This is a genomic window from Legionella lytica (assembly GCF_023921225.1).
Taxonomy (GTDB): domain Bacteria; phylum Pseudomonadota; class Gammaproteobacteria; order Legionellales; family Legionellaceae; genus Legionella; species Legionella lytica.
In genome coordinates this window covers 561,515-582,216 of record NZ_CP071527.1, presented here as the reverse complement: position 1 = coordinate 582,216, position 20,702 = coordinate 561,515, and the positions used below count along the sequence as shown (strand labels likewise).

Genomic DNA, 20,702 nt, shown 5'->3' with positions numbered 1-20,702 from the left:
TATTCATGGGATTTAAATGTGGAATCGTAGGCTTGCCTAACGTTGGTAAATCAACTCTTTTTAATGCCCTAACCAAAGCTGGTATTGAAGCAGCGAATTACCCTTTTTGTACCATCGAGCCCAATGTGGGTATTGTGACTGTTCCAGATCCCCGACTTGATGCCTTAAGTGAAATTGTTAAGCCACAGCAAGTACTTCCAACAACCATGCAATTCGTTGACATTGCAGGGATTGTGAAAGGTGCATCCAAAGGTGAAGGTTTAGGTAATCAGTTTTTAGCTAATATTCGTGAAACTGATGCAATTGCTCATGTAGTACGTTGTTTTGAAAATACTGATGTAATTCACGTGGAGGGTCGAGTTGATCCCTTAAGCGATATCGAAGTAATTAACACCGAATTAGCTTTAGCCGATATGGAAGCTGTTGAAAAAGCCATGCTGAAAGCGGGTAAGAACAGCCGTAGTGGTAATAAAGAGGCCATTGCGGAAGTGAAAGCTTTAGAAAAAATCAAAGCCCATTTAGATGAAGGCTATCCAGTACGCACTCTGGAATTAACGACTGATGAGGAACTTATTGCACGCCGTTTATTCTTACTTACAGCGAAACCCGTTCTTTATATCGCCAATGTTAATGATGATGGTTATGAAAATAATCCACTATTGGATAAGGTTCAAGAACTTGCAGCACACGAAAAAGCCAGTGTTGTTGCTTTATGTGCGGCAACAGAAGCCGAGCTGGTTGAGCTCGATGACGAAGATCGTAAAGAATTTATGGAAAGTTTGGGCTTAAGTGAACCAGGTCTGCATAAAGTAATTCGTGCAGGCTATGATCTGTTAGGATTACAAACTTATTTTACTGCGGGTGTTAAAGAAGTAAGAGCATGGACTATTCATAAAGGTGCAACAGCTCCACAAGCAGCTGGTGTAATCCATACTGATTTTGAAAAAGGATTTATTCGTGCGGAAGTAATTGCTTATAATGATTTTATTAACTATCGCGGCGAACAAGGCGCGAAAGAAGCAGGCAAATTACGCTTGGAAGGTAAAGCGTATGTTGTTTGTGATGGTGATGTAATGCATTTCCTGTTTAATGTGTAGGTCTTACCTACCCATATCTTGATGAATGTAGGCTGGGCTAAAAAGTCCAGCATCTGGTGTAGCACAAATTATTTGCTGAGCCTTACGACTCAGCCTACTCGTTGCTTACCATTTTACCTTAAGTTATCACCATTACCTGAACGGATGCCTTGACAATTACCCGGTACAACTTTAGCATTTGCTGATTGAATGGTTGAGGAAAAACAATGACGATTGAGAGTATACGCGAAACAGTAATTGATGATTTTAACGCGGTCAATGCTTTAATTGTTAATAAAATTGAATCTCAGATAGGCTTAATTGATGATATGTCCCACCATGTTATTGAAAGTGGTGGCAAACGGCTGCGTCCTCTATTGGTGCTATTAGCCAGTAATGCTTGTGGTTATCAAGGCCAAAATCATATTGCTTTAGCGGCCATGGTTGAGTTCTTTCATACAGCTACCTTATTGCATGATGATGTTGTCGATGAATCTACGCTAAGAAGAGGGCGTGAAACCGCAAATAATATTTGGGGAAGTAAAGCAAGCATCTTAGTCGGTGATTATTTGTTTACCCAATCAATCCAATTAATGGTAGACTCAGGCAACCCTGCCATTTTGAAACTTTTTGCTAATACCGCCTTGGATATTAGCTGTGGCGAAGTGAAACAATTATCAAACCGCCATAACCCTGCCCTGACATTTGATGAGTATTTCGATGTTATTCGTGCAAAAACAGCCTTGTTATTTGCCGCCTCATCCTGTATTGGTCCGATGTTAAGTGATGCATCCAAAGAAGTCCAAGATAGTATTTATGCTTATGGCTTACACTTGGGCAATGCCTTCCAGCTTATTGATGACGCGTTGGACTATTGCTCTGATGCCAAAACCATAGGTAAAAACATTGGCGATGATTTGGCAGATGGTAAAGCGACTCTACCATTAATTCATGCCCTGCAGCATGGTTCGGAGTTACAAAAGCAACAAATTATCGACAGTTTAAAAAAAGGCAGTCTTGAGTTTTTACCCGAAATTCTGGTTGCTCTGGAAGAAACGAAAGCCATCGAATATACCAAAAAAATTGCAGCACAAGAAATTGACAAAGCCCTGTCTCATTTAATGATTTTACCGGAATCAAAATATAGAGATGCGCTTGCTAAGCTAGCAAATTTCGCGTTACAAAGAAGTTATTAAAACGAATAGCCTGGTTGCGAGCAACCAGGCTATGCCAATAGATTGGTTTACCATCGGTCATGTCACGCTCCAGCCTTAACCTCCAATGGCATGCATAACTCAGCATTCAAATTTTTATGTGTTGCATGTAATGCATTCTCAGAATTAGTACCTACAAAAAAGAAAATACGGCCTGTGCTTTTATAATGAATCGCATGCGCAGCTCCTAAGGTTAAACTAGCAATGAAATTAGTAACCACCATTAAAATTAACCGCATCGCCTGAGACTCAGAGCATCGATCATGATGGAGTACATCCTGCGTATAGCGGTCTTTTGCTTTCTCTAATGAGGCAATTAATGCCTGCGCCGCTCCTCTTGCAGGCTGCTCAAGCTGATAATAATTCTTTAAGGCGTGATAACATTCCGCTTGGTAAATAAGAGATGCAGCACCCGCTTTCTGGTACTTTTCTGGCGCGCTTTTTAAACTCATTAAGATCTGTTGATTTGCATCATGGATTTTTAAGACCCCAGAACAAAATTTCTCATTAGATATAAAATCTAAATAATCCGCAATATTCAGTTGTGCTTCCAAAAGAGCAAACACAACCATTACTTGCTTTTGCGTTAAAGCGTTCTGTTTAATGTATTGATGTAAGCAAGTTTCCGTACTCACTTTTGCAAGCAAATCAATGTGCCCATGTGTATGTAGGAGCTCAATCAATGGAGTGATCGTTATCCCCGTTTGATATAGAATCTTCACCGCGCCTAAAAAAGGCGTAGGATTTAGCGGCTGGTATTGAGCAACAAGTGCTTCTTCTAAACTTTCAAGGTATGTAACAACCCGTGCATAGTATTGGCGACCAGAAAAGCTAGAACAGCGCTCTAATAAGTAATGCATAGCTACAAATAACTCTAATAAATTGATCCCCTCCATCTCAGTTAACCCAGCGCTAATTTTATTAAGCACTGCAAGTGTCATAATTTGATATTCAAAGCTTAAACATGCACTTCCACGAGCATGCATTAATAAAATTTCTGCTAACTGCTCAGCCTTGTATTGCTGTGCAATATAAATTTGAGATGCCAAAATGAGGCAATCAATAGGATCAGAGGCATCAGCACTAATACGATGATATTTTCCCACCCCTATTTTAGTAAAACTAAAATGGCCAAAACTATCCCTTGGCTCAATAATATTGCGGGTAATATTATTAAATGAAGCATGCTGAGATGTAGTAAAATACAATTGATCCAAATTAGTCAGCATATCTTTATGAGTGACAATCTCCTTATTACTTAATAAGGATTCAATTAATAGGTTTCTTAACAACGCTCCGTTGCGAAAATGCTGTTGTTTAATCTCCTCTAGCGAGCTGCCACAAATACTACTAATAAAAGCGCCTATACGCATATCCACATGGCGATTAAAATCATCTTGAGAATTTTGCTGCATCCTATGAATAAGCTCTTCAGCAAAATTACCTTTAGCACAAAGACCTAGCACACGACCGTATTGTGCTTGATCGCTATGAATCAAACCAAATTTTTGATGACTTTCATGCAAAATGATTGAAAGCTGTCCCGATGCTATTAATGCTTGAACTTCAGGTATTAATCGTAAATTAGAGTACAGAGCCGTAGTCGCATCAACAATAATAGTTAATGGTTTGTCTCGTTTTTTTTCAATCAATTTGCGCCTGACAAAATGATTAATATCTACTCCAGGCGTTAGACCATCCTTATTAACAATGGGTCCCGCAGAAAGAATATAAATATCCGCATCAGACTTAGTAAGGTTATTTTTAGTAATATGAGCAAATTCATAATAGCTGGGAGTGCATACTTTAATCTTAGGTTCAGCACCAGTATGCGTGTGCATCTGCCTAGCTAATTGCATGGCTACGGTATACGCATTTGTTCCTGAAAGCGCGGGAAAAGCGACAAAATGCGAATTAACAATTTGCTCTTCACTAAGGTCTAAGGAACTAAGAAATGTTTTTTTGGATTCACTAATAAATGCATTAAAACTATTTACGAGAAATTGTTCATCGGATTGTCTTAATAAAGCCAAACTAATCTCATGGATAATCACATAAATACAGAATGCATAACGTGGGTAGTGATACTCATAAAAGGTATGAGTTAGCTCAAGTAGCAAGCTAATCCGCTTTATGGCCGCAGGAGTCATTTCAGGCAAGGCTTGTATTAACTTAGCAAGATTCATGGCTAATAATCGCGTGGGATGACGGTCACCAGCAGCAATCGTGATTATTTTTTTCCATACAGAGCTTTGTTTCAACTCTTCTGTGGTTACTGGCAAATCATCAAACTCTGAAATTTCTGAGTTTATAAGCTCAGGATAAAGCTCCGTTTTAATATTTTGGGCAATTTCCCAAGGAGAAGCCACCACACCGCAAGCGCGAACAATTTCCTTTATTTTAAGGATTTGACCAAAATTACAACGCGGAATCACTAACAAACCGATGGTATGGTCTGCATTCTTAATTAACTCAATCGGCGCTTTGATTGGAGGAAAATGGTTCTTTATGATTTCTTCGATTGGAGTATTCCTCAGTAAGCTTACTGGCATGTACTCATTGACGCTCTCAAGCTCTGGATCAATTGCAAATTGCAACAGTAATTGCTTTAAAAAAACGGCAGGTAAATCATCATCGCGATGATAATAAGCACGAATATGAATATAGGGATTAGTAGTTTTATATTTAGAGGTTGGTGGTAATTCAGCCGCATGGCGCCCAAACATAATTCTGGAGAACAAGCGTTGCTCATCATCTTCAGCCATCATGGATAAATACGTGTTATAAGGGTCTTGGATAAATCTGAGGTTAATTTGCCTTTTTCGCCACACACGCTGAATGCATTTGGCCGCTAGTTCTTGTTGCAGAGTGTTGGATTCAAGTATTGACAACTCATCTTCTTGTTCTTGATTCGTTAACTCAAGCAAAGCTTCTGTGTTAATGCCCGCTAAACTGATTTGCTGTTTTAAATAATTGAATAAAAATTGTAATGAACTCGTTGAATCAAAAAAATCATTCATGCTGCATCTTAGGTCCGCACACTAATAGTATTATGCGTTAATCTTAAATCAAATTACTTTAACAAGGATATTGAAAAGAAGGAATATCATTAATCTAAATTAATTAATTTTAATAGTATAGAGCTTGGATTTTAATATTTATAAATTCGTGGACCTAATTCGTCCTCATAGCCAAATTCATGTAAACTTTTTAAGCGATAAGTAAATAAGATCCCATCAAGATGATCGCATTCATGTTGAATAATACGCGCATGAAATCCCTCCGCAATCCCAGTAATAAAATTGCCTTCAGGATCATATCCGCTGTATTCAATTTTCTTATACCGTGACACCAAACCTCGCAAACAAGGAAGACTCAAACAGCCTTCCCAGCCATCAACCATTTCATCAGAAATGGCTTTATAGGAAGGATTTATCAAAATGGTAAAAGGGACAGGTTTTGCATTCGGATAACGTTTACTCTTTTCAAATCCCAGCATGATAATTCTTTTGTTACAACCAACTTGTGGCGCAGTAATCCCCACCCCGCCTTTCTCCTCCATAGTATCACGCATGTTTTGCAGCAAGGTTGCAATTTCCGGATGTGTATTAATTGGATCAAAATTAACAAGAGGTGTCGAGGGAACTCCCAATTGTTTGCTACCCATCTTTACAATCGCTTGCGTTGACATGACTGGTTCCTGGGTTGGTTGGTTGATTAACTGCTCTGAGCCTTACATGCAGAGAGAATCTTTTTTAATTATAGAATTGAATTGGAAGAAAAGAAAAAAGCTTTTTGTAGCCCGTATTAGCACAGCGTAATACAGGCTACCTGCTAAATGCGTCATTAGCGTTCGCAATAACGAGATCAGCTAACGCGAATAGATTCCATACCACCCAAATAAGGTCGTAAAGCCATAGGGATATTAATGTTTCCCTCTTTGTCCTGATAATTTTCCATCAAGGCAACCAAGGTTCGACCTACAGCAAGACCAGAGCCATTTAAAGTATGGATCGGTTCTATATCGCGCTCTTCATTACGTCGATATCGAGCCTTCATTCGACGAGCTTGGAATGCTTCCATATTTGAACAAGAAGAGATTTCACGGTACGTATTCTGGCTCGGTAACCATACTTCAATGTCATAGGTTTTTGCAGCACTAGGCCCCATATCACCAGAACACAGAGTAACCACCCGATAGGGTAATTCCAGATGCTGTAAAATTGTTTCTGCGTGATTGACTAGTTTTTCTAACGCATTATAAGACTCTTCCGGTTTGGTCATCCAAACCAACTCTACTTTTTCGAATTGATGTTGGCGAATCATCCCTTTAGTGTCTTTACCATATGAACCGGCTTCACTACGAAAACAAGGGGTATGACATGCATATTGCATTGGCAACATATCTTCGGTAAGTAAGGTATCGCGAACGGTATTGGTCACAGGAATTTCTGCTGTTGGGATTAAGTAATAACCTTGATCACCAGTTAGCTTAAATAAATCCTCTTCAAATTTTGGCAATTGGCCTGTACCTAATAAACTGTCTGCATTGACAATATAAGGAACATAAATCTCCTGGTAGCCATGATACTGTGTATGAACATCCAACATAAATTGGATTAAAGCACGGTGTAATCTGGCTAATTGATTGCGCATCACCACAAAACGACTACCGGTTAACTTGGCAGCCATAGCAAAATCCATCTGTCCTAATGCTTCGCCAAGCTCATCATGCGACTTCACGGAGAAATCAAAACTGGGAATGGTTCCCCAGCGTCTCACTTCCACATTATCATTCTCATCGGTACCAACAGGTACTGATTCGTGGGGAATATTAGGCAAACGTAAAGCTATTGCTTCAATTTGTTGTAATAAGTCATCGAGCTCTTGTTTTTTCTGCTCAAGCTCTGCACCAATGCGATTAACCTCTTCGCGCATCGGCTCAATATCTTCACCACGAGATTTGGCGATACCAATCGCTTTGGAACGAGTGTTTCGTTCATTTTGCAGAGCTTGAGTTGCAACTTGAAGTTCTTTACGCTTTTCATCCAACGTTGTAAATGAAGTGATATCAAATTGAAAACCGCGCTTTAACAACTGGGAAGCAACGAATTGAGGGTCATCTCGTAATAATTGAATGTCTAACATAGGCTGTCACTCTAACTTATGATTTTGTTAAAAGTCAGCCCCTTCCCTGGATGCCGCGGACAAGCCGCAGCACGTTGGCAATTATGAAAGCTGACCTTTTACATTGGTTTGTATCAAATCCGGTTTGATATATCCGCCCACTCATCAACGAAGCAGGTAGTCTTTAGCTTATCGTACAATACCGCGTGTTGATCGATTTAATAAATCAATCATAGGAATCACTTCAGGGCATTCATTCTGCATCAACTCCAATTCAGCAATGGATTGCTGCACTGTTAGCCCTTTGCGGAAGATCACTTTATAAGCACGACGCAGTGAGGTGATTGTCTCGGAAGAAAATCCGCGTCGGCGTAAACCTACTGTATTAATGCCATATACCGAAGGGGTATATCCAGCAACCATGATATAAGGAGGCACATCTTTAGATACATAAGTAGCTCGTGCAATAAAGGCATAAGCGCCTACGTGACAAAACTGATGTACTGCAGCATAACCACCAACAATGGCATAGTCATCAACCGTTACATGTCCTGATAATGCGCCATAACTAATAAGAATGATGTTATTGCCTAACATGCAATCATGGCCAACATGCGTATAAGCCATTAAGAAGTTATTATTACCAATACGAGTCACCCCGCCACCCTTTACGGTACCGCGGTTAATCATACAATATTCGCGAATGATATTATCATCACCTATTTCCAAGCGCGTAGACTCTCCTTTATAGGTAACGTCTTGTGGCTCATCACCTAAAGAGGCGAATTGGAAAATTTTATTGTTTTTGCCTATGGTTGTTGGACCTTTAAGCACTGCATAAGGACCGATCCAGGTATTTTCACCGATTTCAACGTCTGCACCAATTACTGCGCCAGGACCTACTGTTACACCTTTCGCTAGTTTAGCAGATGGGTGAATTATTGCTCTTTCATCTATCACTTTTGAATTTCCTTTGCTGCACTTAATAAATCAGCAGAGCAGGCCAGTTTATCGCCTACATAAGCTTCGCCATGCATACGCCAAAACGCTTTTTTCCTTCCTAAGAATTTAACTTCCAAGCGTAATTGATCTCCCGGAGTAACTACATGTTTAAATTTTGCATTATCAATACCTGCAAAAAAATGTAATACATTATCGCCATGCTCATAGGATAACCCTGCTAAAATCCCACTCGCTTGCGCTAATGCTTCTAGCATTAACACGCCAGGCATTACTGGATTTTCTGGGAAATGACCGTTAAAAAAGTTCTCATTAGCCGTAACATTTTTTATTGCAGTCAAATAATCAAAAACTTTGTAATCTAATACCCTATCAACCAATATCATTGGGTAACGGTGAGGCAACAAATTAAAAATTTGTTTGATATCCAACATAGATTCGCTCATTCTTATTTTCCTGTTTTAGTATCAGGTTTGGGTATGACTGAACAGGTACGTTCAATTACACCGTTCGGGCTTCTTAATAAAGAGGAGTCATTATCCTGCTTTAATCTGTCCAAAGCAATTGTTAATCGTAGGGTTGGTTTATATTTCTACTATTTTTGCCCCAAGGGCGGATGATTATGTGCTTAATTTTTTTTCAATAGCACCCAATCTATTTATGTAATCATCCAAGCGTCGAAATCGTGCCGCATTACGACGCCAACGCTTATGTTCATGAACTAGAGTCCCTGAAGAATAAATACCTGGCTTCGCAATGGACTTACTTACAGTAGACATGCCGGTAATCACTACATCTGCCACCAAGTGCACATAAGCAGCTACACTGCTAGCTCCACCAATAACGCAATCCGCATCTATTTGTGTATAAGCCCCTATTGCAGCACATCCAGCAATCACGGTATTTTTACCAATCAGCACATCATGGGCAATCTGTACTAAATTATCAACACAAACCCCTTCCGCTAAATAGGTATCACCTAAGGTGCCACGATCAATGACCGTATTAGCCCCTAAATGAACTTTATCCTCAAGAATAACACCGCCAACAACAGGATCTTGTTCCCAGAAGCCATGCTGTTTTACATAGTTAAAAGGTGATGCGCCCACCACTGTGCCGGAGTTAATAACCACTTGTGCGCCAATTTGAGTCCCAGCATGAACCACCGTATTATTAGCAATATGGCTGTTTTTACCAATACGTACACCCGCTTCAATCACGCTATGCGCTCCGATAACAACCCCCTCAGCAAGTTGTGCACCCGCACCAATAACGCTGTAAGCACCGACGACTACATTAGGCCCCAATTGAGCAGTAGGATGTATTTGTGCACTTGCTGCAATTTCAACTATTCGCTGCTTCTGTGGGGATAAATACTGGGTAGCCTTGATCATCGCCTGTAAGGGACTAGTAACAATAATTGTATTCCCAGAATACGCGTGATGATGCTCTGCTTTAAGTAATACGGCACCTGCTGCCGTATTACTTAAAGCTTGAGCAAATATAGGATTATCATAGTAAGCCAGATCCTGAGCCCCTGCCTGGGTCAGGGATGCCAAAGAAAAAATGGCGTGATTAGCATCACCATGCCACACGCCACCTAAACGCTCAGCTAATTGTGCTAAAGTTAGCAACTTTATCGCACCGAATTAGTTAATTGCTTTAACAACTTTATCAGTTACATCAAGAGTATCAGCACTGAAAGGTGCCGCATCTTTTTGCACGATTAAGTCATACTTGCCATCTTTAGCAACTTTAGAAATTGCTGCACGAACTTTGGCATATAAACCTTCCATCGCTTCGTTGTTGGCAGTGCTTAATTCTTGTTGGTATTGTTGACCATCACGCTCGAATTGTTGTTGCGCTGCAATAATTTTCTTTTCTAGATCTTTCTTCTGAGTAGCGCTCATTACTGCGTTATCACGTTTAAATTTTTCCATATCCGCTTTCAGGCTAGCTTCCATAGCAACTAACTTGTCACGACGTGGCTTGAATTCTTTTTCCAACTTTTGTTGGACATCTTTCATTTGACTGGAAGTCTGCATGATTTTTTGTAAATCAACAACACCAATCTTTGCTGCATCAGCGAATGCACTAGCACAGAATACGCTCAAAACAAAGGCTAAAACGCCACCAAACCGCTTCATAAGCTCTCTCCTAAATTAAAGAACAAGATGCTAGCACAATTCGAAATGGGTTGCGATATATACAAAGATGAGATTGAAAATATTTTTGGACGGTGCGTAGATACGTAGGCTGGGCTATAAAGCCCAGCCTTTTTACTCACTGCAAATGCATTATGCGCAATGCTGAACTTCGCAGCCCAGCCTACGCGTAAATTGACTAGAATCCAGAAGACAACGCAAACTGGAACAACTGTTGTTGGTCGAAACGTTGTGGATTCAAGGCTTTCGCGACGCTAAATGCTAATGGACCAAATGGAGAGCGCCATTCTACAGATACGCCCGCTGAATAACGTATTGGGCCGGCGTCATAACCAGTAAATATAGGTGCCGTATTGTATGCGAATACGTTACCCGCATCGGCAAAGATGGTGGTTCTAACATTATCACGGCTTAAAGGATAAGGTAAAATAAGACCAGCACTTGCGCTCGCCAAGAAGTTACCTCCCATGGAATTATGTATATTATCTAATGGGCCTAAAGAGAAGCTGTCGTAACCACGAACCTGACCTGGTTGTGCAGTCCCCCCCGCATAATAGTTTTCGAAGAACGGTAAGCCTCTGTTATTAAACATGTTTCCATAACCAGCAAACCCTTGCAAGGAGAAAATCCATCCACGCATGATAGGCTGGTACAGACGTGCTTGATAAGAGCCCTTATAATAAGACAACGAATTGGAACTAGCCGGCAACGCCACTACAGCTGTAAGTTGTTGGTTCATCCCGCGTGTTGGATATGGGAATTGATCATAGCTGTTTCTAGCCCATCCAGAAGATAAACGAATCTCTTGGAAATGACGACCATATGCGGTTACGAAATTCTGGATAGGAATAACATAACCTACGCTTTTAATTTCTACATCCTGATAGCCATAACCTAATTGGAAACTGCTTGCTTCACCTAATGGGAAGTTATAGTTCACATCACCACCAAAGCGGTTAGAGCTGTAGGTACTAACGTTTAGGTTTCTCGGGTCAACTCGTGCAAAATACAGATTTACGCCTCGCCCAATCCCAGTATCAGTGAAAAACGGGTTATAGTAGCTAACATTGTAATCTTGACCCCATTTACTGGACGTAAATGCCGCCCCCATGGAACGACCCGTACCCATAAAGTTATGTTGATTAATTGACGCATTAACTTGGTACCCGTTCGTACCATAACCAATCGAAGCACTTGCTTCTGCCGATGGCGCTTCTTCTACCTGCACGTCCATATCGACTTGGTTATTCGCCCCAGGAACTGGTGTTGTTTTCACATCCACATTTTTCAAATAACCTAATAAGCGCAATTGCCGTTCAGATTCTTTAATATTATGTAAAGACAGCAATCCACCTTCATCTTGGCGAATCACACTACGTAATACGTAATCGCTGGTTTTCGTATTGCCATGGAATTTAATTCGACGCACGTAAACATGACGTCCAGGCTCAACCACGAAGGTAATAAATACTGTCTTATCTTTTTCATCTAACTGCGGCTCTGCATTTATCGCAGGGAAACCATAACCCACATCTCCCAATGCCAAACCAATCGCCGAAATCGACTCAGTTACCTTCTTGCGTGAGAACACAGCTCCCTTACGCACTTGAACCAAAGAGTCGATTTTTTCTTTGGGAACTACCGTCTTTCCGACTACCTTATAACCAGAAAAACGGTATTGAGGGCCTTCATCAACATGAATGTTAATGAATACATCTTTTCTATCTGGAGATAATAAAACTTGAGAGGAAACAATATTAAATTTCAAATACCCTCTATCCAAATAAAAAGAGCGCAATGCTTCTAATGAAGCATCCATATTGGCTTTAGAGTACTGGTCTTTTTTCGTAAAATAAGTAAATAAATTCGATGTGGATAATGACAGTTCAGGTAATAGTTCGCTGTCTTTAAAATCATGATTTCCTATGATTTTGATTTTCTTAATTCGTGATACACGTCCCTCAGAAACCGTAATATTAATCGCTACACGATTATCTGTCAGTGGGGTTACACGGGTTTCAATACGGGAATTATATTTGCCTCTGGAGGTATAAGCTTTCTTTAATTCTTTTTCTAAACGTTCTAAAGTCGAAGTTTGAAACACGCGCCCTTTCACTAATCCCATTTCCTTAAGGAATTCTTTCATTTTGTCGGAAGGGATTTCTTTATTTCCAGTAATATTAATAGCCCCAATTGTTGCGCGCTCAACCACATTAACAACGAGGGTATTACCTTGACGCTCTAAGGAAACAGATTGGAAAAAACCCGTGTCGTAAAGAGCACGAATAATTTCACCAGTTGAACTGGAGTCAACTTCTTCACCTACTTGCACGGGAATATAGTTTAATACTGTTCCAGTAGAAACCCGTTGCAAACCGGTAACCTTAATACTGCGAACAACAAAACCTTCATCTGCCATTGTTTGTGTAGACCAAGCCAAAAGCGCTGAACAACAAACCCCTACTAAAAACTTACTACTGATCTTTTTCATTATTATTTTACGTCCAGTTTTACCTCGCTCGATTCTAAATGTTCTTTTAGCAAATACTAAAATGGCAATTTATGGCGATACGAAGTACGCATGTGATTCCGGATATAAAAAATACCCAGATACATTAAATTTTGATGCACTTTTTATAGGAAGTAGAAACGACTGTCAAGCTTCTATTTCTAACGTAGCCAGGATGCAAGCATCCAAGCTACATTCTATTTTGCCGCTAACCCGTCAATCGTGATAAATCATTGGTTAAGGCGATAAACATCAACGCCGCCAACAAGAGTAAGCCAACATATGCCCCAGCTGACTTTAAACTATCGGATACGGGTTTGCCTCGGATAACTTCGAGGACATAATACAGCAAATGTCCACCATCAAGCATAGGAATTGGTAATAAATTTAAAGCGCCTAAACTAATACTTACTAAGGCCAGAAAAAAGAGATACGCAGCTAAACCACCACGCCCTGAGTCTCCAGCTCCTTGAGCAATACCAACCGGGCCGCTAATGCTATTTAAGCCTAATTTACCGGTAACTAAACGTCCCATTAAAATAAACGTTGTACCAGTTAACTGAGCTGTTTGTCTTAACGCTGTATTTAATGCAGCAAGCGGTTGTTCGCGCTCCATACGCAGCCAACGCTCAGGCCATTTGACTTTTTGAGATCTTACCCCCAAGAAGCCTTCAATTTTTCCTTTATTATCGTGGCTGCCAACATGTACCGTAAGCTGTTGTATCACATCTTTTCGATTAATTTTTAAGTTTATTTGCTCATCAGGGCGTGCCTGTACGTACTCGACCAAAAATAACCAATCAGTAAACGATTTACCATCCACCGTCAAAACTTTATCCCCAATTTTTAATCCTGCTTTATCTGCAGGAGAGTCAGGAATCACTTCGCCAACAATCGGTGGGATCGACGGAATAAAAGGTTCTATTCCTAAGCTTTTTAGTGGATCGGGCTTTTTATCATCCAGAACCCAATTGGCTAAAGGTAGGGAGATTTGGCTCTGTTGTCCGTTCTCTAAAGATTTGACGACGAGATGAACCGTTTCATTAGAACCCACCATAGGCATCATGGCATATTGAAAATCCCGCCAACTGTTTATCTTAATATTATTTAATGAAATGATTTCCTCTTTTGCCTTAAGTCCGGCCTCTGCGGCAATGCTGCCTGGACGCACCCCATCAATCATTGGCGCCAGAGATGGCATACCAATAACTAAAACCAACCACAAAGCAAAAAAAGCAAAAATGAAATTAAACATTGGTCCAGCAAGCACAATAGCAATACGCTTCCAAACAGATTGATTATTAAAGGCTAAATGCCGCTCGTTTTCTGGCACCTCACCTTCCGATTCATCAAGCATTTTGACATAACCACCAAAGGGAAAAAGAGACCAGGCATATTCAGTCCCTTTTTTGTCTTTCCAGCTTGCTAAAATCTTGCCAAAACCAAAAGAAAAGCGCAGTACCTTTACACCACACCACCGCGCAACTTGAAAATGACCATATTCATGGATCGTGACCAACAACAATAGGGCCAATAAAAAATACAGTAACGTTAAAAGCATGGCGCTACCCCACAGTTAATCCAAAGTAAAAGACAGGTAGGGCAGCAATCAAACTATCCAGGCGATCTAAAATACCACCGTGACCAGGAATCAGAGTTCCTGTGTCCTTTAAATGACAGCGCCGCTTCAGAATACTGATAAACAAATCGCCGAAAATTGAAATAATTACCGTGCAAAAAGCTAGAAATAACCAGTATCCCAGAGCAACGGGATGAAAATACATACTGCCAACCCCTGCTATAATCATAGACAAAATTAAACCACCTAGCACGCCTTCCCAGGATTTTCCTGGGCTGACTTGAGGAATCAGCTTATTTTTGCCCATCAATTTACCACTTAAGTACGCACCAATATCAGAGGCCCAAATCAAAAACAGCAAATAAACGAGCAGCTCCTTTCCGTTTGGCAAATAATACAAATGAACCAAGCTTTGAATAAATAAGGGTAAAAGCACTAAACAAGCAGCGGCAACCACCGCAGGATACCCCCAATATTCCTGTGACTTGGGAAAAGTAACAATAGCAACAATATTAAAAGCCCAGAGAATTAATCCCAGTCCAAGCCAATATGAAAATAAATAGCCACATCCCCATAATGCCACTAACATTAGAACAAGAAAACCGATTTGCATGCCTAAGTTCTGCAAGGGAATTAATTGAAAAGCCTCTCGGCTTGCAGCTAAAAAAATCAAGACGACAATACTTGCTAATAGCCAAGGTGGCCCGTAAAAAATAATAAATAAAACCAAGGGCACTAAAATTAAGGAAGTAATTAATCGTTGTAAAAACATAAGACTGCCCTCTATAGATGATTTGATGTAACCCCTAAACTCACTATACTTAAGTTAAGAATACTGTCATTTCCGCGTCAGGAGAAATCCATCTCTAAATGTGATCTCAAACCACCCTAGAGAGGGATCTCCGCCAACACGAAGATGATAGATCTTGACCTAAGCACCGTAGTTTCTAAGCTACATGCATTAGTTCAATTAGAAATTTGCCCGAAACGCCTTTTTCTTTTACTAAATGAAGCTAAGGCTTTTTCTAGCTCGTCCTCACCAAAATCTGGCCAATGTACGTCTGTAAAATAAAGCTCTGTATACGCAAGTTGCCAGAGAAAGAAATTACTGATGCGTAATTCACCACTCGTGCGAATAAATAAATCCGGATCAGGTAAATTTGCCGTATCCAAATAACTAGCAAAACACGCTTCATCAAGCTCATCAAGAGTCAATTGTCCTTGAGCAATTGCTTGTGCGGCTTTTTTCGCAGCAGTAACCAAATCCCATTTGCCGCCGTAATTAACGACTATATTCAGAGTCAATTGCGCATTATTCGCAGTAACGGACTCCGCCTCACGCATTTGTTGTTGCAGTGCAGGAGACAATAAACTGCGGTCTCCAGTAAAACACATCCGCACGCCATTCTCATTCAATTCGCTAAGTTCTCGGCGCAACGATTCTATAAATAATCCCATTAAAAAAGATACTTCGTCCATTGGACGTGCCCAATTTTCAGAACTAAATGCAAATAGGCTTAAACAAGCAACTTTTTTTTCCATGCATGCGCGGATCATTTTTCGTACGGATTCAACTCCCGCTTTATGACCTTCGATGCGTGGCAAACCTTGACTTTCAGCCCAACGCCCATTTCCATCCATAACGATAGCAATGTGCTGGGGAATTTTTTGTTCCAAAACGACTCTTCCAACCTAAAAAAATGTGCATAGTCTAACCTTTTTAACATAAAATTTTAAGAGCTATTCAACGATGTGTTGCGTATAATTACGTTCTATTTAACGTATGGAGCATTGCATGCACAAGAAAGCCCCCCTGCTGCTGATGATTTTAGATGGCTGGGGTTATAATAAGAATAATAAACACAATGCTATTGCTCAAGCCAATACCCCACAATGGGATGAATGGTGGCAAACACGCCCTCATATACTTTTAAATGCTTCAGGCTTACCTGTGGGCCTACCTGACGAGCAAATGGGCAACTCAGAAGTAGGGCACATGCACATTGGCGCAGGTCGTGTAATTCAGCAAGATTTTACCCGGATTAATCAAAGCATCGTTCAGGGTGAGTTTGCTAAAAATACAGTATTTCTTAATATGCTCCACGACTTAAAACAAAGCGGCAAGTCGCTCCATATTATGGGGTTACTCTCACCAGGCGGTGTTCACAGCCATGAACGGCATTTATTTGCTTTACTTGCTCTTTGCGCCGAGCATAATTTTCATTCCGTTTGTTTGCACCTCTTTCTGGATGGGCGGGACACCCCCCCCAAAAGTGCACTACATAGTATTGAACGCCTAAATGCTGAACTGAAAAAATATCCTGTTGCACAAATTTGCTCTATTAGTGGCCGTTATTACGCTATGGATCGTGATAATCGTTGGGAACGCATCGTCCCTGTCTATGACTTATTAACTCAAGGCCAAAGCCAACACCAATTCGCAGATGCAGAAGCCGCCATTAAATCGTATTATCAACAAAATCTCAGCGACGAATTTATTCCGCCAACCCAAATTGGCACCGGAAAAATCATTAATGATGGGGATGCAATTTTATTTTTTAATTTCCGTGCAGACCGGGCAAGACAATTAACTACAGCATTTATCGATACCACATTGACGCAATTTAACCGCCAAGTATGTCCTCGCTTATCGCATTTTGTCAGTATGACTCAATATGATAAAAATTTAGCGACTACTTCCGCATTCCCGCCAATACCTTTAACTAACACCTTAGGAGAAGTGATTGCGGCTCATGGGCTGAGGCAATTACGTATTGCGGAAACAGAGAAATATGCTCATGTCACCTTTTTCTTTAATGGAGGCAAAGAACAAGTCTTTAGCAATGAAGAACGCGTCTTAATTCCTTCACCTAAAGTAGCCACCTACAACCTACAACCGGAAATGAGCGCGCCGCAATTAACTGATCGTTTGGTAGAGGCAATTAACAACCAAGCCTATGACGTCATTATCTGTAACTATGCCAATGCAGATATGGTAGGACATTCTGGCGATTTCGATGCCACTATTCGTGCGATTGAATGTTTGGATCAGTGCATGCACCGAGTCTGGGAGGCACTGGAACAACAAAGTGGACAACTACTCATCACCGCTGATCACGGTAATGCCGAAGAAATGTTTGACGAGTCAACACACCAAGCCCATACTGCTCATACCAGTGAGCCAGTTCCCTTAGTTTATGTTGGAGGTCATTGGCATTTTACCCGTACTGAAGGAAATTTAACGGATATAGCACCAACAATTCTGGCGCTATTGGGAATTACACCCCCTGCAGAAATGTCCGGACATCAACTGTTAGAAAAAGACTCATGATTAAATGCACAAAGAAATTAAGAAATAATGGAGTAAGCATGTCTTTAGGCATGCTACTTTGTTTGGGCTTGCACGCAGCGCCATCAAGCCTTCAACAAACCCAAAGTCAACTCAAACAAATCGATGTGCAAATTAATAATTTACAGCAAACATTAACTACCGCCAATGACAAACGCGGCGTGTTGAATCGTGAGTTATCAGTCACTGCAAAACAAATCAGTAAAAGCGTACAAGAATTACGAACCATACAAAAAACTTTAAATAATAAAGCGGCAAAAATCACTACCTTACAAAAACAGGTTAATCAACTGAGCCAACAGCTAACCGCACAGCAGCAATTGTTAGCAAATCATATCCGGGCCCGCTATCAAATGGGAGAGTACCAGCCGTTAAAATGGCTACTTAACCAGGATGATCCCTACAAGATAAGCCGTATTTTAACTTATTATCAATACATCATTAAGTCACGGCAACAACTTATTGGACAAGTAGATGCAACCCGAAATGAGTTAACTCAAAGCAAGGAAGTACTTAATAATGAGTTGGCTGCCACACAAAAGCTTAAACAGGAACTAACAATAAACCAGCAGCAACTGGAAAAGAATAAAAATTATCATACCTCATTAATCAACTCATTGAATAATGAAATTCAAAGTAAACAAAATAAATTACAAGAAGCCCAAAAGAATAAAAATACTTTAGCGAATCTATTAAAGACTCTTGCTGTACAAAGCGTTCCGCAACCCAGCATGCCATTTAACCAAATGCGCAAAAAATTGCCGTATCCCATCCAGTCTAAGAAACAGGCCTTACGCAAGATGAACCAAGGGGTGACATTTTTTGCCGATGAAGGAGCGGTAGTTACTGCCGTTTATCCAGGCAAAGTCGTTTTTAGTAATTGGTTAAAAGGCTATGGTTTACTCATTATTATTGATCATGGACAAGGGTTTATGACCTTATATGCCCATAATGAATCGCTATTTAAGAGAAAGGGAGAACCGGTCAAACAAAATGAACAAATTGCTACAGTAGGTCATAGCGGCGGAATTAAAGAAAACGGTCTATACTTCGAAATAAGACTAAGGGGAAAAGCAATTCCTCCTCTTGCTTGGTTGTCGTAGGTTAAAAGGCAGGCTGTTGATTACTTTAACAAATTAGAATAAAGAGGATTTAAAGTAATCGCCTACACCTCTGGCACTTAAATTGCATTTAAAATATTTAAGAATAAAAAAAGAAGACGGCTTATTTTGTTGGCCTGCATCCGAGGAGATCGCTATGTTGATAAGAAAACTATATCCTTGCACGCTTGCTGTAGTATATGCGTTCACATTGATGTTACCTCTGACGGCCTTTACAGCTGATGAACCCCAAGATACTAGTGCCAGTTCTGAATCTAAGGGTGTGCCATTGGAAGATGTACAGCGCTTTTCCAATGCAATAGGTGAAATTAAAAAATATTATGTGAAACCCACAGACGACAAGGAATTATTTGATAATGCCATCCGCGGGATGCTCAGTGGTTTAGACCCTCACTCAAGTTATCTGGATGAGGAAGAGTTTAAAGAACTACAAACATCAACTAGTGGTGAATTTGGTGGATTAGGACTTGAAGTTACTATGGAGGACGGTGTGGTTAAAGTCGTAACACCTTTAGTTGATACCCCTGCCTTTAAAGCAGGAATCAAGTCTGGTGACTACATCATTAAATTAGGTAAAGAATCAGTTCAAGGCCTCTCTCTAAAAGATGCTGTTAACCTGATGCGCGGCAAATCAGGCAGCACGATTCAGCTCACAGTGCTGCGTAAAGGAGTAAATAAAGCCTTAACTTTTGATTTGGTACGTGAAGTAATTCAAATCAAAAGCGTGCAAAGCAAACTATTAACTCCAGGCTATGGCTACATCCGTTTGACCCAATTCCAAGCCTTAACTGGAAAAGATATGTTGCAAGCTATTGAGCGCTTAAAACAACAATCAGGCGGTAACTTAAAAGGTCTTATCTTGGACTTAAGAAACAACCCAGGGGGCTTACTTGATGCTGCAATTCAAGTTTCTGATGCCTTCCTTGGTAAAGATAAATCCGGAAAACCAGAAACGATTGTGTCTACTAAAGGTCGTTTACCTGGCACAGACTTTACTGCTCTGTCTAAGGGAATTGATGTCTTAAATCATGCACCAATGATTGTCTTAATTAACAATGGCTCTGCTTCTGCTGCAGAAATTGTTGCCGGTGCTCTAAAAGACAACAAACGTGCGGTGATTCTTGGTACTACTAGTTTTGGTAAAGGTTCAGTGCAAACTGTATTACCACTGGATAGTAAAACAGGAATTAAGTTAACTACAGCCCTTTACTACACTCCATCAGGAGCATCAATTCAAGCGAAAGGAATTGTACCTGATATCGTGGTTAATGAGTTGGAAATTCCTAAAAATACTGCAACTAAAAATAAAGATGTGACAGGATTTAGTGAAGCAGATTTAAATGGTCACTTACTCAATAAAACCAATGCAGGAAAAGTTGCAAAAAGTCCTCAAGCTCAACTTGATGAGCTATTACATAATGACTATCAACTTTATACTGCGTTCACTGTATTAGAAGGTATGGCGTTAGCTACTAATAAATAAAAAGCAGCTTGTAAGCTGGGGCTTTACAGCCCAGCTTACAACTTGCACTACTCACAATATTCTCTACCCCACATTTGCTCCATTTAATACAACGAAAATCGTATTGATTATTAAAGAAT

Annotated in this window: 16 protein-coding genes; 5 read left to right on the top strand and 11 right to left on the bottom strand. The window is 40.3% G+C overall.

Features of this window, described 5'->3' with window-relative positions; all coding sequences use genetic code 11:
* Positions 1-5: 5 nt before the first annotated feature.
* Together ychF and J2N86_RS02580 are read left to right on the top strand one after the other, a co-directional pair.
* The gene (ychF, locus tag J2N86_RS02585) at positions 6-1,097 is read left to right on the top strand and encodes a redox-regulated ATPase YchF (RefSeq protein WP_252580775.1); all 1,092 of its coding nucleotides are present in this window, start codon (positions 6-8) and stop codon (positions 1,095-1,097) included.
* 206 nt (positions 1,098-1,303) lie between these two features.
* Positions 1,304-2,272: a polyprenyl synthetase family protein gene (locus tag J2N86_RS02580; protein ID WP_252580773.1), complete on the top strand. Its 969-nt coding sequence runs from the start codon at positions 1,304-1,306 to the stop codon at positions 2,270-2,272.
* A 62-nt stretch (positions 2,273-2,334) separates the two neighbouring features.
* Here J2N86_RS02580 and J2N86_RS02575 read toward each other — a convergent pair whose 3' ends face one another.
* The 11 genes from J2N86_RS02575 to J2N86_RS02525 form a co-directional block, all read right to left on the bottom strand.
* Positions 2,335-5,310: a hypothetical protein gene (locus J2N86_RS02575; RefSeq protein WP_252580771.1), complete on the bottom strand. Its 2,976-nt coding sequence runs from the start codon at positions 5,308-5,310 to the stop codon at positions 2,335-2,337.
* Between the two features lie 131 nt (positions 5,311-5,441).
* On the bottom strand, positions 5,442-5,981 hold the full coding sequence (gene def, locus J2N86_RS02570) for a peptide deformylase (RefSeq protein ID WP_252580769.1): 540 nt from the start codon (positions 5,979-5,981) through the stop codon (positions 5,442-5,444).
* A gap of 176 nt (positions 5,982-6,157) precedes the next feature.
* Entirely contained in the window at positions 6,158-7,438 is a 1,281-nt protein-coding gene (serS, locus tag J2N86_RS02565; protein ID WP_252580768.1) for a serine--tRNA ligase, read from the bottom strand.
* Between the two features lie 168 nt (positions 7,439-7,606).
* Positions 7,607-8,377: an acyl-ACP--UDP-N-acetylglucosamine O-acyltransferase gene (gene lpxA / locus J2N86_RS02560; RefSeq protein WP_252580767.1), complete on the bottom strand. Its 771-nt coding sequence runs from the start codon at positions 8,375-8,377 to the stop codon at positions 7,607-7,609.
* Positions 8,374-8,823: a 3-hydroxyacyl-ACP dehydratase FabZ gene (gene fabZ, locus J2N86_RS02555; RefSeq protein ID WP_252580765.1), complete on the bottom strand. Its 450-nt coding sequence runs from the start codon at positions 8,821-8,823 to the stop codon at positions 8,374-8,376. The genes lpxA and fabZ overlap by 4 nt, the downstream gene beginning before the upstream one ends.
* A 174-nt stretch (positions 8,824-8,997) precedes the next feature.
* Positions 8,998-10,011, bottom strand: coding sequence for a UDP-3-O-(3-hydroxymyristoyl)glucosamine N-acyltransferase (gene lpxD, locus J2N86_RS02550; protein ID WP_252580763.1), 1,014 nt, complete (start codon positions 10,009-10,011; stop codon positions 8,998-9,000).
* 15 nt (positions 10,012-10,026) lie between these two features.
* Positions 10,027-10,524 carry an OmpH family outer membrane protein gene (locus J2N86_RS02545; RefSeq protein WP_252580761.1) on the bottom strand — a complete coding sequence of 166 codons (498 nt, stop codon included), beginning with the start codon at positions 10,522-10,524 and terminating at the stop codon, positions 10,027-10,029.
* Between the two features lie 196 nt (positions 10,525-10,720).
* Entirely contained in the window at positions 10,721-13,033 is a 2,313-nt protein-coding gene (bamA, locus tag J2N86_RS02540; RefSeq protein WP_252580759.1) for an outer membrane protein assembly factor BamA, read from the bottom strand.
* Positions 13,034-13,259: 226 nt separating this feature from the next.
* Complete coding sequence (gene rseP, locus J2N86_RS02535; protein ID WP_252580758.1) at positions 13,260-14,612, bottom strand: RIP metalloprotease RseP; 1,353 nt, start codon at positions 14,610-14,612, stop codon at positions 13,260-13,262.
* Positions 14,613-14,616: 4 nt separating this feature from the next.
* The gene (locus J2N86_RS02530) at positions 14,617-15,402 is read right to left on the bottom strand and encodes a phosphatidate cytidylyltransferase (protein WP_252580756.1); all 786 of its coding nucleotides are present in this window, start codon (positions 15,400-15,402) and stop codon (positions 14,617-14,619) included.
* 194 nt (positions 15,403-15,596) lie between these two features.
* Positions 15,597-16,307, bottom strand: a complete 711-nt coding sequence (locus tag J2N86_RS02525; RefSeq protein WP_252580754.1) for an isoprenyl transferase — start codon at positions 16,305-16,307, stop codon at positions 15,597-15,599.
* Between the two features lie 118 nt (positions 16,308-16,425).
* Between J2N86_RS02525 and gpmI the strand changes: the two genes are divergently transcribed.
* The 3 genes from gpmI (at position 16,426) to J2N86_RS02510 (ending at position 20,583) form a co-directional block, all read left to right on the top strand.
* A complete protein-coding gene (gene gpmI, locus J2N86_RS02520; RefSeq protein WP_252580752.1) occupies positions 16,426-17,961 on the top strand; it encodes a 2,3-bisphosphoglycerate-independent phosphoglycerate mutase in 1,536 nt (511 codons plus the stop codon).
* 38 nt (positions 17,962-17,999) lie between these two features.
* Positions 18,000-19,082: a murein hydrolase activator EnvC family protein gene (locus J2N86_RS02515; protein ID WP_252580750.1), complete on the top strand. Its 1,083-nt coding sequence runs from the start codon at positions 18,000-18,002 to the stop codon at positions 19,080-19,082.
* Between the two features lie 154 nt (positions 19,083-19,236).
* Positions 19,237-20,583, top strand: a complete 1,347-nt coding sequence (locus J2N86_RS02510; protein WP_252580748.1) for a S41 family peptidase — start codon at positions 19,237-19,239, stop codon at positions 20,581-20,583.
* The last annotated feature ends 119 nt before the right edge of the window (positions 20,584-20,702 follow it).